At 44.1% G+C, this 15430-nt stretch carries 15 protein-coding genes; 9 read left to right on the forward strand and 6 right to left on the reverse strand.

All coding sequences use genetic code 11. The features are described 5' to 3' along the window. Positions 1-149 precede the first annotated feature (149 nt). Complete coding sequence (locus tag RNZ41_RS05855; protein WP_314026803.1) at positions 150-872, reverse strand: ribonuclease HII; 723 nt, start codon at positions 870-872, stop codon at positions 150-152. A 68-nt stretch (positions 873-940) separates the two neighbouring features. Here RNZ41_RS05855 and purD point away from each other — a divergent pair, with 68 nt between their 5' ends. Both purD and RNZ41_RS05865 read left to right on the forward strand, forming a co-directional pair. Continuing rightward, positions 941-2245, forward strand: coding sequence for a phosphoribosylamine--glycine ligase (gene purD, locus RNZ41_RS05860; RefSeq protein ID WP_314026804.1), 1305 nt, complete (start codon positions 941-943; stop codon positions 2243-2245). A 173-nt stretch (positions 2246-2418) separates the two neighbouring features. Beyond that, positions 2419-3834: an ABC1 kinase family protein gene (locus RNZ41_RS05865; RefSeq protein ID WP_314026805.1), complete on the forward strand. Its 1416-nt coding sequence runs from the start codon at positions 2419-2421 to the stop codon at positions 3832-3834. A 59-nt stretch (positions 3835-3893) separates the two neighbouring features. Here RNZ41_RS05865 and lpxB read toward each other — a convergent pair whose 3' ends face one another. Next, positions 3894-5282, reverse strand: a complete 1389-nt coding sequence (lpxB, locus tag RNZ41_RS05870; RefSeq protein WP_314026806.1) for a lipid-A-disaccharide synthase — start codon at positions 5280-5282, stop codon at positions 3894-3896. Between the two features lie 326 nt (positions 5283-5608). Between lpxB and RNZ41_RS05875 the strand changes: the two genes are divergently transcribed. The 3 genes from RNZ41_RS05875 (at position 5609) to RNZ41_RS05885 (ending at position 7357) form a co-directional block, all read left to right on the forward strand. Continuing rightward, on the forward strand, positions 5609-6706 hold the full coding sequence (locus RNZ41_RS05875) for a 3-deoxy-7-phosphoheptulonate synthase (RefSeq protein WP_314026807.1): 1098 nt from the start codon (positions 5609-5611) through the stop codon (positions 6704-6706). A gap of 82 nt (positions 6707-6788) precedes the next feature. Further along, on the forward strand, positions 6789-6959 hold the full coding sequence (locus RNZ41_RS05880) for a hypothetical protein (RefSeq protein WP_007116753.1): 171 nt from the start codon (positions 6789-6791) through the stop codon (positions 6957-6959). Continuing rightward, a complete protein-coding gene (locus RNZ41_RS05885) occupies positions 6959-7357 on the forward strand; it encodes a type II toxin-antitoxin system death-on-curing family toxin (protein ID WP_050324379.1) in 399 nt (132 codons plus the stop codon). Before RNZ41_RS05880 ends, RNZ41_RS05885 begins: the two co-directional genes overlap by 1 nt. Here RNZ41_RS05885 and RNZ41_RS05890 read toward each other — a convergent pair. Next, positions 7354-7629 (reverse strand): SlyX family protein, encoded by a 276-nt coding sequence (locus RNZ41_RS05890; RefSeq protein WP_282841006.1) that lies wholly within the window; start codon positions 7627-7629, stop codon positions 7354-7356. The genes RNZ41_RS05885 and RNZ41_RS05890 overlap by 4 nt on opposite strands. A 104-nt stretch (positions 7630-7733) precedes the next feature. Between RNZ41_RS05890 and RNZ41_RS05895 the strand changes: the two genes are divergently transcribed. Further along, positions 7734-9701, forward strand: a complete 1968-nt coding sequence (locus RNZ41_RS05895; RefSeq protein WP_314026808.1) for an ATP-binding cassette domain-containing protein — start codon at positions 7734-7736, stop codon at positions 9699-9701. Between the two features lie 158 nt (positions 9702-9859). Further along, entirely contained in the window at positions 9860-10840 is a 981-nt protein-coding gene (locus RNZ41_RS05900) for a pirin family protein (RefSeq protein WP_096488839.1), read from the forward strand. A gap of 67 nt (positions 10841-10907) precedes the next feature. Here RNZ41_RS05900 and ppnP read toward each other — a convergent pair whose 3' ends face one another. Beyond that, positions 10908-11195 (reverse strand): pyrimidine/purine nucleoside phosphorylase, encoded by a 288-nt coding sequence (ppnP, locus tag RNZ41_RS05905; RefSeq protein WP_036597446.1) that lies wholly within the window; start codon positions 11193-11195, stop codon positions 10908-10910. A gap of 254 nt (positions 11196-11449) precedes the next feature. Here ppnP and RNZ41_RS05910 point away from each other — a divergent pair, with 254 nt between their 5' ends. After that, positions 11450-12793, forward strand: a complete 1344-nt coding sequence (locus RNZ41_RS05910; protein ID WP_314026809.1) for a lytic murein transglycosylase — start codon at positions 11450-11452, stop codon at positions 12791-12793. A gap of 49 nt (positions 12794-12842) precedes the next feature. Here RNZ41_RS05910 and RNZ41_RS05915 read toward each other — a convergent pair whose 3' ends face one another. Then, positions 12843-13775, reverse strand: coding sequence for an NAD(+) kinase (locus RNZ41_RS05915; protein WP_099807974.1), 933 nt, complete (start codon positions 13773-13775; stop codon positions 12843-12845). Positions 13776-13976: 201 nt separating this feature from the next. Between RNZ41_RS05915 and RNZ41_RS05920 the strand changes: the two genes are divergently transcribed. After that, positions 13977-14696, forward strand: a complete 720-nt coding sequence (locus tag RNZ41_RS05920; RefSeq protein WP_007116760.1) for a Bax inhibitor-1/YccA family protein — start codon at positions 13977-13979, stop codon at positions 14694-14696. Between the two features lie 55 nt (positions 14697-14751). Here RNZ41_RS05920 and pdxH read toward each other — a convergent pair whose 3' ends face one another. Next, the gene (pdxH, locus tag RNZ41_RS05925; RefSeq protein ID WP_313060398.1) at positions 14752-15411 is read right to left on the reverse strand and encodes a pyridoxamine 5'-phosphate oxidase; all 660 of its coding nucleotides are present in this window, start codon (positions 15409-15411) and stop codon (positions 14752-14754) included. Positions 15412-15430: the final 19 nt, after the last annotated feature.

The raw sequence follows: 15430 nt of genomic DNA on the forward strand, positions 1-15430 counted from the left end.
CTTGTTTGGCGCGCTGTCCACCGAGAGGTTGAAAACAAATCGGGCACAGCTTGCAGGTCTGCGAGCAAGACCATCTTTTTACTCGTCATGCTCAGCACACCTTACTAATTAAACTCGCTCACAAGGCGACTTTAGACCTGCACTCATTACTACCGGATATTGACTGTATGTTCACCTTTTTGGTCTAAAATCCTCTGTTTGATGGGGGCAAAACTTTTGCGGTGCATGGGCAAAATACCGTAATGCTCTATCGCTTGGATATGGGCGGCAGTAGGATACCCTTTATGCTGCTCAATGCCATAATCAGGATATAACTTTGACAACGCCACCATGTCTCTGTCACGCGTCACTTTGGCAATTACACTGGCGCCACTGATACACGCATGTTTGCCGTCCCCTTTCACAATCGCTTGCTCATGCGTAATTTGCTGATAATTAGGCAAGTCAAACAACACGGGCAGTTTATTGCCATCCACCATGACGCTAAAAGTCGCCGTTGGATATTGCGCTAACATTTGCGCCATCACGCCTGCCACCGCTTGTTTCATCCCTAGCAATGTCGCTTGTAAGATGTTGAGCTGGTCTATTAAGCTGGCAGAAATTTTGACAACCTGATGCGCGCTTGCCGTTTGTTCAATCAAGGAAAATAACGCTTCTCGTTTTTTTTCTGACAGTTTTTTAGAGTCAGTTAGCACGCTTAGCGGATGATTGTAGCTAATACCCACACTATCAGCAATGTGTAAATCAGTGCTTAGGCTATCTTCTTTGATAGATAAAAGCGCCTTATCGAAAATGAGCGCACAAACCACCACATCGCCCAATAACGGCCCTCGCCCGACTTCATCCACGCCAATAATAAAATGCTTTGTCATTTAATTTAGTTCCCAAAATTTGTTACAATGCCTACCATACGGCTATTTTACATTTTTAAGGAACCAATATGAATATTTTAGTAATTGGCACAGGTGGACGTGAGCACGCATTGGCATGGCAATGCGCCAAAGATAGCAAAGTTAGCACGGTTTTTGTTGCCAACGGCAATGCAGGCACAGCGCTTGAACACAAACTACAAAATGTCGATTTAAACGTCAAAGACCATGCGGCGGTGATTCAATTTTGCCAAGACAATGACATTGCCTTTGTGCTGGTTGGTCCTGAAGCGCCACTTGTGGCAGGTATGGTCGATGACTTAACAACAGCAGGTATCAAAGCCTGGGGACCCACGGCGTATTGCGCGCAGCTTGAAGGGTCAAAAGCCTTTGCCAAAGATTTTATGATAAAACACCATATCCCTACTGCCAAATACCAAACTTTTAGCGATGCCGAGCAAGCGATTGCTTATGTGAAAGCCGAAGGCGCGCCGATTGTCATCAAAGCCGATGGTTTAGCCGCAGGTAAAGGCGTGATTGTGGCGATGAGTGAACAAGAAGCAGTTGACGCCATCAATGATATGTTATCGGGCAACAAATTTGGTGATGCGGGCAGCCGTGTGGTGATTGAGCAGTTCTTGCAAGGTGAAGAAGCCAGCTTCATCTGTATGATAGATGGCAACAATATCTTACCGATGGCAACCAGCCAAGATCACAAACGTATTGGCGAAGGTGATACCGGTGTTAATACAGGCGGGATGGGTGCTTACTCACCTGCCCCCGTGGTGACGCAGCAAGTACATGACAAGGTGATTGCCCGTGTGATTCAGCCAGTGGTCGATGCCATGAACGCCAATGGCACACCTTATACGGGATTTTTGTACGCAGGCTTGATGATTGATGACCACAATGACCCCTATGTGATTGAGTTTAATTGCCGTTTTGGCGACCCAGAAACACAGCCCATTATGATGCGCCTAAAAGGCTCAATGGTTGACTTGATAGCATCAGGGTTGGATGGCAATCTTCCCAAACAAACTGAGTGGGATGAGCGTCCTGCCTTGGGTGTGGTACTGGCTAGCAAAGGTTATCCAGAAAGCGCGAGCAACGGCGATGTCATCCATGGGTTACCAACGCTTGACTCACAATATGGGCAAACGGATATGGATGTCAAAGTTTTCCACGCAGGTACCAAAGCGTTTGACAATGGTGAGATTGTCACCAATGGCGGACGCGTACTTTGCGTGACGGCACTTGGTGACGATATTTTGGATGCGCAAACCAAAGCCTTAGCAGTTTGTGGCGCTATTAGCTTTGATGGTATGCAATATCGCCGTGATATCGGTTGGCGCGCTATTCAATCTAGCGCCGAATAACCAACAACCAATAAGATGGCATTTAGACATCTAGCCACTATGTTACGTCAAGTAGTTACGCCAAGCGTTAATCCGCTTTATTAAAAATCGGTAACAACAATCAAAGCAAATCATGTGTTAAAATGATTTGCTTTTTATTTGGCTTTTTCTTTCAAAAACATTAGGCACCCTGTATGGCAAATCCGCAAAATTACGATAACCAACCGCTTGAACAGCTCAAAACCTCGGCGCTTGACCGTCGGTTATCGATTGCCAAAGCATCGCTCAATATCGGCAGACGATGGGCGACCAATAGCGCCTTTGGATTATTTAAGTCAAAGGAAGAAAAAGCACTACAAAAACAAGCTTTTATGCGTGAGCAAGCCCAATATTTGGTGGATGAGCTGGGTAAACTCAAAGGCTCGGTGGTCAAAATCGGTCAAATGTTAGCCCTGTACGGGGAGCATTTTTTGCCCCCCGAAATCACAGAAGCCTTACAGACATTGAACAGCCAGACGACTGCTTTTTCATGGTCAATTATCGAATCAGCGCTGCAAAAAGAATTGGGCGATACCATCCATGAGTTTGATATCGACCATACCCCAATTGGCACCGCCTCACTTTCGCAAGTACATAGAGCAGTTCATAAAGCCACGGGCGAACAAGTGGTGTTTAAGGTGCAATATCCCAATATCGCTGATGCCGTAGACAGTGACTTGGATTTGTTTCGCCAACTGCTTAGAGTCACCAATGTTGTCCCACAAACCCGTCAACTCGATGATTGGTTTGAAGAAATCCGTGACCTGCTGCATCATGAAGTCAACTACCTCTTAGAAGCAGATACCACTGAGTTATTTTTTCAGCGTTTTGTTGGGGATCGTCGCTATGTGGTGCCGCGCATCCTCAAAGCTTATAGCACCGATAGGCTGCTATGTATGAGCTATGAAGATGGCGTGTCGATTTTGGATGAGCAAGTATTTGCGCTGCCCCAAGAAAGACGGAATGCGATTGGGCAGGCGTCGATTGAAATTATGCTGCGTGAGATTTTTGAATGGGGAGATATGCAGACCGACCCCAATTTTGGCAACTATCTGATTCGCCTTGCACAAAAGCCTGATACACAGCTTGACCAATTGGTGTTATTGGATTTTGGCGCGATTCGTCAGTTTGATGACAATCTGCTACTCATCGCCCGTAATTTGCTGTTGGCAGGGGTTTTTCACGACCGTAGCAAAATGCGCCAAGCGATTGATCAAGCAGGCAAGCATTTTGAATTCTTTGCTAATCTTAGCGATTCGGTAAAAAATGATATGGTAGAGCTATGTTTGCTTGCCAGTGAACCCTTTAGTTTGCCAAGTCGTAATCCGACGATTCCACCGAATGTACTGGATGTACATGGCAATTATATTTGGGCGGAAAGTGATTTACATAACCGCGTCATTAAGCTTGCCAGTAAATCAGCGACCTCAAAATCCTTTAGCGTGCCGCCTAAAGAGCTGATGTTTATTAGCCGTAAATTCATTGGCGCTTATACCTTTATGACGGTGCTTGATGCCAGAACCAAAGCCCATGATTTGATTGCAAAATTCACCTCAGAAGATTGGACGTAAATTTGCCGTCAATATCACCACGCCCAACTTGATAAAGCGTCAAATTTCGTATGGGATTTTTACTGTTTTTTCCACGTCAGCCAATTATCAATCACCGCATTGGCGGGGTCGATGTTGCTTTGCTCACGCAGCCATTCTGACGTTTGCCGTAAATCACGCAGCTGTTCATTATAGTTTTTAACTTTTAATGATTGCTGTACCACACGGCAAATATTGTCTGGGTTGGCGTCTTCTTGTAGCAATTCTGGTACGATTTCTCGACCTGCCAAGATATTAGGCAATGCCACATACGGCACTTTGACCAGCCGTTTTGCCAGCCAAAAGGTCATTTTATTGAGTGAATATACCACTACCATCGGTTTACCCAGTAGCATGGCTTCAAGCGTGGCGGTACCCGATGCGAGCAGCACTAAGTCTGACGCCGCCATCACCCGTTGGCTAAAATCCGCTTGTGTTTCATCACAGCTCACTGTGACATGATGGCGCACCTGCGCTGATTGGGCTTCTAGATATTGCTCTACGATAGTCAGTAGATGTTGGTTGACCGTTGGTACGATAAAGCATAGCTTATCATCCATAATCAACAGTTTGTGAATGGCTTTGAGCATTTTTGGAAAAATCGCATCGATTTCACTGCGTCTTGAGCCTGGCATCACTGCAATGAGATGGCTCATTTCCATCTCGCCCATTTTGACAAAAAACTGATGATAGGTGGGATTATCCCAAATCAACTCACGGCGCAGCTTGTCCATGGGCGTTGTAAGTAAATTGTCATCAATGGTCTTGAGAAGTGAATGCCCGACACACACGGCGGGATGATTATGTTTTTGATAGACAGACAACTCAAACGGAAACAAACACAGCACCAAATTGGTCGCGCGTTTGATTTTCTCAATTCGCCCTTCCCGCCATGCCCATATCGATGGGCTGACATATTGCACACAATAAATACCCGCTGATTTTAACCGTTCGCCCAATCGCAAATTAAAATCAGGCGCATCAATACCGACAAAAATATCGATTGAATTTTGTTTGAAAGCCGCCAAAATCTCATCGCGTGCTTTAAACAAATCTGGCAAATGCTTGACCACTTCCACCAAGCCCATCACCGACAAACGAGACATCTCAATCACTGAGTTAAGCCCCTGCGCTTGCATCTGTGCGCCACCCACGCCCACCCACACAATGTCATCACGCAAATTATTCATCTGGCGCATAAAGTCTGCACCCAACGCATCGCCTGAGACCTCGCCTGCTACGATACCAATGACAATCGGCTGAAACTTAGTTTTAGCAACGTTTTGCGGCAAATTCTCTTCACTTAAGTTAGAAAAGCTCGCTTCGCTGACGTTAGAAAAGCTCGCTTCGCTTGGGTTAGCAATATCGGTTGCGAGTGTGGCATTTGCAGCAAGGTCTGAAAGGGTTTGTGCAGGGGCATTAGCGTACATGGGATTAAACAGCCTTGTTTGGTTATAATTTTAAAAAAATATTTTAGGGGTAAACAGATGAAAAGTAAAACCATCAAAAAATTTAATGACAGTTATTTGTTATTTTGTACTAGTATGCTGATACAATAGTTGTTATACTATTGCTATAGGATATGCAGCTTACCCAAGCATCCAAAAACTTTGACCAAACAGATTTTGAACATTGACAAAAAATTTTATCAACTGCCAAACTAAAAGTAGGCTTTCCTACTGACTCAAGTAATGACATTATAAATTTTTTGGTTTATAGTGATTTTTTAAATTTTTGCCAACAGCCTGTGAGAATTATGACAACTTTTGCCAAAACTGATATCGCTGATGTAGATAATGTGAATATTGAAGCAATTTTACCGCTAGTGACGCCTGCGGAATTAAAAAACGAACTATCATTGAGCCCCAAAGCTATCGAGACGGTGACCAAAGGTCGCGAAACCGTACGTAATATTTTAGACGGTAAAGACAAACGTTTATTGATGGTGATTGGCCCCTGCTCGATTCATGACGTCAACGCTGCGCATGAATACGCCGATAAACTGTTGGCTTTATCCAAAGAAATTGAAGACAGTATTTATGTGGTGATGCGTGTGTATTTTGAAAAACCCCGTACCACAGTGGGCTGGAAAGGCTTAATCAATGACCCAGACATGAATGATAGCTTTGATATCAATAAGGGCTTGCGTGTTGCGCGCAAACTGCTGCTTGATTTGAATGAAAAAGGCTTACCTTGTGCAACCGAAGCGCTTGACCCAAATACACCGCAGTATATCCAAGATTTAATTAGTTGGTCAGCCATCGGCGCACGTACTACTGAGAGTCAGACTCACCGCGAGATGTCTTCAGGTCTGTCTTGTCCAGTCGGCTTTAAAAACGGTACAGATGGCGGTATGACAGTGGCTGTCAATGCCATGCAAGCGGTCAAATCTGGTCATAGCTTTTTAGGTCTATCTGCCGATGGTCTGGTGTCTATCATTCAATCAAAAGGTAATCCATACGGTCATGTGGTGCTTCGTGGCGGTAATGGCAAACCCAATTATGATGCCACTGCCGTTGCCCAAGCGGAAAATGAACTTGCCAAAGGTAAAGTCTCAGGCAAAATCATGATTGACTCAAGTCATGCCAATTCAAATAAAGACCCTTACCTGCAACCGATGGTCATTCAAAATATCGCTGAGCAAATCAAACACGGTAATCGCTCGATTATTGGGATGATGGTTGAAAGTCATCTTAAAGGCGGTCGTCAAGATTTGACCGCGGATTTGAGCCAGCTTGAATATGGCAAGTCTATTACCGATGGCTGTATCGATTGGGATACCACAGTCAAAGCGATGCATGATTTACGTGACGCCATTAAGGATGTATTACCCACTCGCCAGTTGAATGATTAAGCCTTTAGCATTTGAATAAATTTAATTAACCGCTATAATGAATTTGTAGCGGTTTTTTTGTTGATGAAATTAGGGTCTAAACATGAGCGAAAAATTGGAAAAATATGGCGTCAAAATCGTAGAACGTCCGGCCATTAAGCCCACTAAAAAACTTGATTTGTCAGGTATTTATGGTATGCAAATTATCAAATCGGAAACCAAACTAGTTCTACGCACTCATAACAAAACCTTTAAACGCCTAGCAGATATGTAATGGAGTTAATATTTTTCCCATTTGAGCGGGTTATTGAAATAAATGCCTATATCCTTTCAACAGAAAAAGGTATGAAGGGGCAAGCAGACATTGGCAAATTACAAGGTGCTTTAGCGAGAATTGATAATGCCATTGTATATGGTGAACTTAATGATATTTTTGAGATTGCAGCGAAGTATGCAACAAGTATCGCTGTAGCTCATGCATTATCTGACGCCAATAAACGAACAGGTCTTGCGGTTGCTTTAGAATATTTGTCATTAAATGATTTTGAAATCACGATTGACCACATTTTGTTAGCCGATGCGATGCGAGATTTAGTTATCGGGGAAGTGACTGAATCCGAGTTCGCCGATATCCTTTATTCTCAATATGCATTGACCACTAGACTAGGTTAATAATGCGGCGGTTTATCGCTCAACAAATCAAACGGCTGAATTTGTGAGCCTTGTGTTTGAGTTTCCAATTTTTGATAAAGTAGCTGTAATTGCCGTTGTTGGTCAGCAATCAGTTGGCTTTGCCCGGTGACGATATTATCAAGTTTATCCAATGTATCTTCCATAAACAGCACTTGCGTTTGTAAATCAATCAACGCTTGGGTTAATTTTTCTACCATATTAACCAACCCGTTTTCATCGCTTGCCTGTTTTTGGTGATCTTTTTCGCTCATTTAGAATGCCTCATAACTTTCCCCACAATTTTTTGCCATAAAGTCTGCTACAATAGCCGCATTTTCCTATTATACAAACATTTTTACTAAACTTTGAGAAAGTTATGGCACTGATTCATTTACGAGATATTCATTTGGCATTTGGTATTGCACCGATTTTGGACGGTATTGATTTTAATATCGAACAAGGCGAACGCGTGTGTTTGATTGGGCGCAATGGTGAAGGCAAATCAACCTTGTTTAAGGTCATTAGCGGTCAAGTCAAGGCTGACAGTGGCGAATTCCAAATCAGTGGCAATTTAAAAATTGCCATGCTCGAGCAAGACATTCCAGAAACGTCGGGCAAAGTCAGCGACATCGTTATGGCTGGTGCAGGCGATGTGGCAACATGGCTGACAGCCTACGAGCAAGCCAGTGATAAATGTGCCAGTGGTGACATGAAAGCCTGCGAATTGATGTCAGATTTGCAGCATAAAATTGATGATGCCCATGGTTGGGACTTGACCCGCGAAGTACAGACCATGCTGTCCATGATGAACTTGGACGGCGACGCTGATATTAGTGAATTATCGGGCGGTCGCAAACGCCGTGTGCTGCTTGCCCGTGCGCTGATTACCAAACCTGATGTGCTACTACTTGACGAGCCGACCAACCATTTGGATGTCGAAAGTATCGAATGGCTTGAGCAATTTTTACAAAACGCGCAAGGATTAACCCTGCTGTTTATCTCGCATGACCGCTCGTTTATTGACAAAATCGCCACCCGCATTGTCGAACTTGACCGCGGTATATTGCGCAGTTATGACGTCACTAAACAAGCAGGCAATGTCAATAAAGGCTATGCCCGCTACCAAGAACTTAAAGAACAACAACTCAGCGCCGAAGAAAAAGCCAATGCCAATTTTGATAAAAAACTGGCTGAAGAGGAAGTGTGGATTCGTCAAGGTATCAAAGCGCGCCGGACCCGCAATGAAGGTCGCGTGCGCGCGTTAAAGGCGCTGCGTGAAGAACGTAAATCCCGCCGTGAGCAAGTCGGACAAGTTAACATCAGCATGAACGATGGCGACAACAGCGGCAAATTGGTTGCCAATGTCAAACATCTCAATCTAGGTTATGGCGATAAAACCTTGGTAAAAGATTTCACCACCAGCATCATGCGTGGTGACCGTATTGGTATTATCGGTAAAAACGGTGTCGGTAAATCCACGCTCATTCATGCCCTGCTTTCAGAAACAGCGGATATTCCGCAGCCTGATATCACCAAATCTGGCTCAGTAAAATTAGGCACCAATCTACAAATTGCCTTTCTTGACCAACTGCGTGACCAACTTGATCTAGAAGCGACCGTGGTACAAAACGTCGCAGAAGGTTCTGATTTTGTAGAAGTGGCGGGTAAAAAGAAACATATCATTGGCTATTTGCAAGATTTCTTATTTGCCCCAGAACGTGCCAGAACACCGGTCAAAGCCTTGTCAGGCGGTGAGCGTAACCGCGTTTTGCTAGCCAAACAGCTACTAAAACCTGCAAATATCTTGGTACTTGATGAGCCGACCAACGACTTAGATATGGCAACCCTAGAGCTGTTAGAAGAAGCCGTCGATAGCTTTAATGGCACTATCTTACTGATTAGCCATGACCGTACCTTTATGGACAATGTCGTAACATCAACTTGGGTTTTTGATGAAGATAGCGATGGCAATGGTATTGTCAAAGAATATGTCGGCGGCTATCAAGACTATTTGACGCAAAAATCCCGTGAACAAGCGATTAAACCCAAAGCGGACAAATCAGAAAAGACAACAGCAAAGCCCAAAGAAGCCATTAACACTGATGCGCCAAAAACTGATACAGTGAAGAAAAAGCTGAGCTACAAAGAACAGCGTGAATTAGATAGTCTCCCCGATGAAATCGCGCTACTTGAGCAAGAGCAAGCTGAACTTCAAGACAAATTAGCTGATGGCAGCTGGTTTGTGAGCGATATGGCAGCCGCTACCCAAGCCAGTGAACGACTCAACGAGATTGATGATTTGCTACTTGAAAAAATGGCACGTTGGTCAGAACTTGATGATTAAAAATAAGTAAATAATTTATAAAGTCAAGGTTAACAATTAACCTTGCTTTTTTTTATATTTTATATTAGTTAATGTTTACAATAACCAATATAATGTAATTTATAATTGAAAATAGCCTTTTTGCTCCTATATTATAGCTATCAATAAGGAGAAAAATCATGGCCATGCAAAATAGCAAGCAAAATAGCAATAAGACTTACCGACAAGTCGACAAAATTCATGCCGCCCCACGCCCCCATTGGGTGGGTGATGGTTTTCATGTCAACCCGATGTTCAATCACATGGTGGGTGATAAACGCACCGACCCTTTTTTAATGCTCGACTATGCAGCAAAACAATATTTTGAACCCAATGCTCAAGCCCCTCGCGGTGTCGGACAACATCCACACAAAGGGTTTGAAACGGTAACTATCGCCTATGCAGGTGAAGTCTCTCACCGTGATTCTAGTGGCGGTGGCGGTACTATTAAGACAGGTGACGTGCAATGGATGACGGCAGGCAATGGCGTGATTCATGAGGAATTTCACTCCCCTGAATTTAGCCAAGCAGGCGGTGATTTTAGTATGGTACAGCTTTGGGTCAATCTACCTGCCAAAGATAAAGCCACGCCTGCCAAATACCAACATCTTGCCAATGATGACATGCCTGTGGTCAGTCTGCACGATGATGAAGGACTGCATGCAGGACAAATTAAGGTAATTGCTGGGGAGTTTACCCCTACTGTCAATACCCAAGCTCCTCAGCAGGGTGACAATAAGGCACGCGGCATTGGCACGACTTTTACCCCTATTAACTTGTGGGATATCAGTATTGAACCCAATCGCTCCATAGAAGTCGCGATTTCTCGCACTCACAATTTGTTGTTATTGTCGATGCAAGGCGATGTGATCATCAACGCCGATCACGACCAGCAAGCACACGCCAATCAATTAATCACTTTTGAGATTGAAAGTGGCGAGACGGGCGACGATTTTGTACGCTTAACGGCGGGCAAAGCGGGAGCGAAAATCTTGCTGATGAGTGGTGAACCGATTAATGAGCCGGTGGTGGGTTACGGACCCTTTGTGATGAATAGCCAAGCCGAAATCCGTCAAGCCATCTTAGATTTTAATGCAGGAAAATTTGGCGGTATTCAATAAATTTTTCGGCTAAAAAAAAGCGATATCATGGATTTGATATCGCTTTTTTATTACTTATTTATCTTGATTATTTATCTTGGTAGGTGCAAAGATAAGCCGTTTCTTCGTCAATTTTGACTTTGAATTTTTGGTTGGCATCGACAGTAAAGGTTTCATTGGCTTTAAAAGTTTGCCAGTCAGTTTGGTTTGGCAATAGTGCTGAGATAGCCCCGCTAATGACGGTCATGGTTTCAAATTGACTTGTGCCAAATTCGTATTCGCCTACTTTCATCACACCCACGGTCGCAGGTAGGGTGGCTGTTTGAAAACCGATTGATGCCACATTGCCATCAAAATATTGATTGACTTTTAGCATAGTTACTCCTCAAAATTAGCTACTATAAACCGATTATCATAAACTTTTTTGCCCAATTATCAATCCTATTTTCCAAAAAACGCTGGCAAAACTGCCAAAATCTGGCAAATACTTTTACCGCAATTTTTGTAGTATTTTTATATCAATTATTCCTTAACAATTAAAATTTCCTATTTTTGTGCTATATTCAATTTTTTTACCACAGTTGTTATGTTTGTACGCATTTGGCTTGTATTAATTGAGGTTATTGCTTTATGTATGTTAAATATTCGTCGTCTATCGTCGCTTTATCGCTCTGCTTGTCGCATCGTTTTGCTGGTCAAAAACTGGCATTGCCTGTCAGCTTGGCGGCATTGTTGGCAGCTTGTTCATCAGCACCTATTCAAACCCAACCCCAAAAATTACCAGGTACGTTACCGACTGCCCCTGTGGTGATTACGGCACCCCCGAAAGTCACGCCCGTGCCACCTGTGACTGTTCCAACCAATCAATACAGCAGCTTTTATCAGTGGAAATCGGATTTTATTGAACGCGCCGTGCAAAAAGGTTACCCCCGTGCTGATGTTGAACGCTTGCTGTCAAGCGCCAACTACAGCGAACAAGTGGTGTCACTGGATAAAGGACAGCCTGAATTTGCCAAAATGCCTTGGGAATATATTGATGGTGCCGCATCGAGTGGTCGTGTCAGTGGCGGTCAGCGCAATTTTGCCAGCCAAAGCGCCCTACTTGATCGCATTGAAAATCAGTATGGTGTGCCAGCCTCTATTGTGACTGCCATTTGGGGCATGGAATCTTCTTATGGTCAAGGCACAGGCAACTCTTCACTGGTCAATAGTTTGGCGACCTTGGCATATGATGGTCGCCGCCGCAGTTTTGCAGAGGATCAGCTGCTCGCGCTGTTGTCGCTGCTTGAGCGTGGTGATATTGATTGGTCGCAACTGCGCGGCTCTTGGGCAGGTGGCATGGGGCATACCCAATTTATTCCCAAAACTTGGTTAGATGAAGCAGTAGATGGCAATGGTGATGGTCATCGTAACCCTTGGCATACCGCTGATGCGTTAGCCTCTACCGCAAGCTATCTTAAAAATGCCGGCTGGCAACGTGGCATGGGCTCTTACTATGAGGTACGATTACCGAATGGTTTTGATTATCGCCAGGTCAGTACCAAAAAAACCATGGCAGACTGGCAAAATTTAGGTGTTCAATTTATTACCCCAAATGCGCCTATGGATGCGATGGCAGAATTGTGGCTCCCTGCGGGTAAAGAGGGTCCTGCGATTTTATTAACCAAAAATTTTGATGCTATTAAGGTATACAATAATTCCTCCAATTATGCCATGGGGGTGAGTTTACTTGCCAAAGCCATTATCGGGCAGCCAGGCTTACAGCAATCTTGGCCACGCTATGAGCAGCCACTTGCTACTTATGAAGTACGCCAACTGCAACAGCATTTGACGGCAATGGGTTATGATACTAAAGGCACAGATGGCGTCGTAGGCACCAATACCAAATTGGCATTTCAGCGCTGGCAAGCCGACCACAACCAAATTCCAGATGGATTCATCTCAAAACGCTCGGCAAGTGGGCTGATTAATTAGTATATTTCTTCATAAAAAAGCCACCGAATGCTTCAGGTGGCTTTTTTATTTAATTATCCATACTAAATTCTTCAGCGTAACTATTCCAACCCAGTTTGGTACGGCAAGCTTCAAAAAAATCCACCCCAGGTGGGTGTAATAGTGTAAGTTTGTTAGGATGCTTGTGAATCACTAAGCGCTGGTTTTGGTTGAGCGGCACCGACGGTTTGCCATCTGCACTCACCATCGGCTGGGTGCGGTTATCTTTATGGATACGGATTTTTATTTCGCTATTGCCGCTGACCACAATCGGGCGGCTTGATAAGGTATGTGGATGCATGGGCACCAGACAAATGGCATCCATACTAGGATGAATAATCGGGCCGCCACCTGATAGTGCATAAGCGGTGGAACCCGTCGGTGTGGAGGCAATCAGACCATCACTGTGCTGACGATAGACATTCAGCCCATCAATTTTTAAATGAAAATCTAGCATATGCACTGATTTTCCTGCATGCAGCACAATGTCATTTAGCGCCATATCTTCATAAATCACATGCGCACCTTGACGGATTTCCATCTTTAACAAGAATCGATCTTCAAGCTGATAATGACCTTGTAAAATACTGGTCAATTTTACGTTTAAATCATCAGGGTAAATGTCAGTTAAAAACCCTAAACGTCCGCGGTTTACCCCCACTACGGGCACTTTGTGTTTGACCAGTACTTGCGCGGCATGTAGCAGCGAGCCATCACCACCGACCACAATGACCAAATCACAAGCACCGCCGAGCAAACTGCGTTCAATAGTAGCAATCTCGCCCAAACGTGCAAAACTCAATGCCGGCAACCGTGCCGTCTGATGGTCAATTAATAAAGGCAACCCTTGCTCATGAAAAAAGTCACAAATTTGGTAGATACTTTGAATGACACTTGGCTTGTTGGCACGACCCATAATGCCGATACGCCCAAAGGCAGGATTGGGAATAAGTGTGGACGTCATAGCAGAAAATTAACTGATAAAGATTGAACTATTTTATCACAGCTTACTGGCTCACGTTATGCCCAATCAGTATTTTATATTACAAAATTGCTAATCTTCGTTGTGCAGTTTAGGTATACAAACTCGCTGCTATTTGCTAATTTAAGGTAATTGATATCTAGTTAACTTTTGAAATTTTTTAACTCTTGGGAGCAAATTTTTATGGCAAATCCGATTATATCCCGCGCTGAACTTGCGGTTAGCACGACACCGATGACGGTCAAAGGGGTCATCCGAAAAACCTCTTTTCTGTTAGGTTTGACGACCTTATCGGGTGTTGGATTTTTTGGCTATTGCCTAGCTAGTGGCGTCACTTCAGGTTTTGTTAGTGTAGCGGCTTTAGCCAGTATCTTGGTGGCTTTTGTATTGAGTATGGTAATTATCTCAAAACCCCACATAGCTAAAACACTGGCAATTCCTTATGCAATTTTAGAGGGCATCGTGATTGGCGCGATTTCTCTCTTTGCTAGCATCAAGTTTCCCACAGTTGCGCCGACGGCGTTGGTCGCAACTTTTGTAACCGCTGCAGTGATGCTGGCGCTTTATCGCAGTGGCGTGATTAAAGTCACCCAAAAATTTCGTTCTGTGATGATGTCTGCTGTGATTGCTATTATGCTGGTGTATCTGGTACAAATCGGGTTTAGCCTATTTGGTAGCTCACTGCCGTATTTGTTTAGCGGTGGCGTGGTGGGTATTGGTTTTAGCTTGCTGGTGATTGTGATTGCATCACTGAGCTTGTTATTAGATTTTGATAGCGTTGAGCGAGCTTATGCTGCAGGGGTGGATGAAAGCTATGAATGGGTACTAAGCGTTGGTATCTTATCAACACTGGTATGGATGTACATTGAATTTGTGCGTTTACTGCGTTCACTGCAAAACTAAGTTTTATCAAATAAAAAACACGGTTTAAAGTACCGTGTTTTTTATGGCTTGTAGTTTAAGGTAATAAGCGTTCCATCACCCATTGCTCGTCAGCTAGCGAATAAACAATGCGGTCGTGCATACGATTGGCTCTACCCTGCCAAAATTCAATTTTTTCTACCGTCAGCAGATAGCCTCCCCAAAATTCTGGTAAAGGAATTGGGTTGTCTCCATACTGCACAGTTAATTGAGCAAATTTGTCTTCCATTACCTCGCGGCTAGCAACCACGCTGCTTTGTGGCTCGCTGACCCAAGCGGCTAATTGGCTATCACGCGGGCGGCTATGAAAATACTGCGCGGATTGTTCACGGCTAACCTTTTGCACAGCGCCGGTAAGACGGATTTGTCTTTCTAGGCTTGGCCAAAAAAATAATGCTTCAGCATTGGGGTTGGTCGCCAAATCACAGCCTTTGGCACTGTCATAATTGGTATAAAACACGAGGCCAATGCCCGCGTTTTCCAATTGGATAATTTCACGCATCAGTAAAGTGCGCACACTTGGCTGCCTATCACGGCCACAAGTCGCCAGTGAAAACGCATACGCTTCCCCTTGCTTGGCATCAATTGCTTGTTGCACCCAAGTTTGTAGTAAGCTAAACGGCTGCTCTGGCAAGTGTGATTCGATAAGCTCGCCTTGCTCATACGATAATCGTTGACTGGTAAAATCAATACTCATGTTTTATCCTTATAAAATG

This window comes from Moraxella sp. DOX410 (genome assembly GCF_032248735.1).
Classification (GTDB): domain Bacteria; phylum Pseudomonadota; class Gammaproteobacteria; order Pseudomonadales; family Moraxellaceae; genus Faucicola; species Faucicola tetraodonis.

What these genes read in the sequence shown, in the direction of transcription:
- RNZ41_RS05895 (WP_314026808.1), top strand. Translation starts at nt 7,734, where the DNA reads ATGGCACTGATTCATTTACGAGATATTCATTTGGCATTTGGTATTGCA.
- RNZ41_RS05890 (WP_282841006.1), bottom strand. Translation starts at nt 7,629, where the DNA reads ATGAGCGAAAAAGATCACCAAAAACAGGCAAGCGATGAAAACGGGTTG.
- purD (WP_314026804.1), top strand. Translation starts at nt 941, where the DNA reads ATGAATATTTTAGTAATTGGCACAGGTGGACGTGAGCACGCATTGGCA.
- lpxB (WP_314026806.1), bottom strand. Translation starts at nt 5,282, where the DNA reads ATGTACGCTAATGCCCCTGCACAAACCCTTTCAGACCTTGCTGCAAAT.
- RNZ41_RS05885 (WP_050324379.1), top strand. Translation starts at nt 6,959, where the DNA reads ATGGAGTTAATATTTTTCCCATTTGAGCGGGTTATTGAAATAAATGCC.
- RNZ41_RS05855 (WP_314026803.1), bottom strand. Translation starts at nt 872, where the DNA reads ATGACAAAGCATTTTATTATTGGCGTGGATGAAGTCGGGCGAGGGCCG.
- RNZ41_RS05900 (WP_096488839.1), top strand. Translation starts at nt 9,860, where the DNA reads ATGGCCATGCAAAATAGCAAGCAAAATAGCAATAAGACTTACCGACAA.
- RNZ41_RS05920 (WP_007116760.1), top strand. Translation starts at nt 13,977, where the DNA reads ATGGCAAATCCGATTATATCCCGCGCTGAACTTGCGGTTAGCACGACA.
- RNZ41_RS05915 (WP_099807974.1), bottom strand. Translation starts at nt 13,775, where the DNA reads ATGACGTCCACACTTATTCCCAATCCTGCCTTTGGGCGTATCGGCATT.
- RNZ41_RS05910 (WP_314026809.1), top strand. Translation starts at nt 11,450, where the DNA reads ATGTATGTTAAATATTCGTCGTCTATCGTCGCTTTATCGCTCTGCTTG.
- RNZ41_RS05865 (WP_314026805.1), top strand. Translation starts at nt 2,419, where the DNA reads ATGGCAAATCCGCAAAATTACGATAACCAACCGCTTGAACAGCTCAAA.
- ppnP (WP_036597446.1), bottom strand. Translation starts at nt 11,195, where the DNA reads ATGCTAAAAGTCAATCAATATTTTGATGGCAATGTGGCATCAATCGGT.
- RNZ41_RS05880 (WP_007116753.1), top strand. Translation starts at nt 6,789, where the DNA reads ATGAGCGAAAAATTGGAAAAATATGGCGTCAAAATCGTAGAACGTCCG.
- RNZ41_RS05875 (WP_314026807.1), top strand. Translation starts at nt 5,609, where the DNA reads ATGACAACTTTTGCCAAAACTGATATCGCTGATGTAGATAATGTGAAT.
- pdxH (WP_313060398.1), bottom strand. Translation starts at nt 15,411, where the DNA reads ATGAGTATTGATTTTACCAGTCAACGATTATCGTATGAGCAAGGCGAG.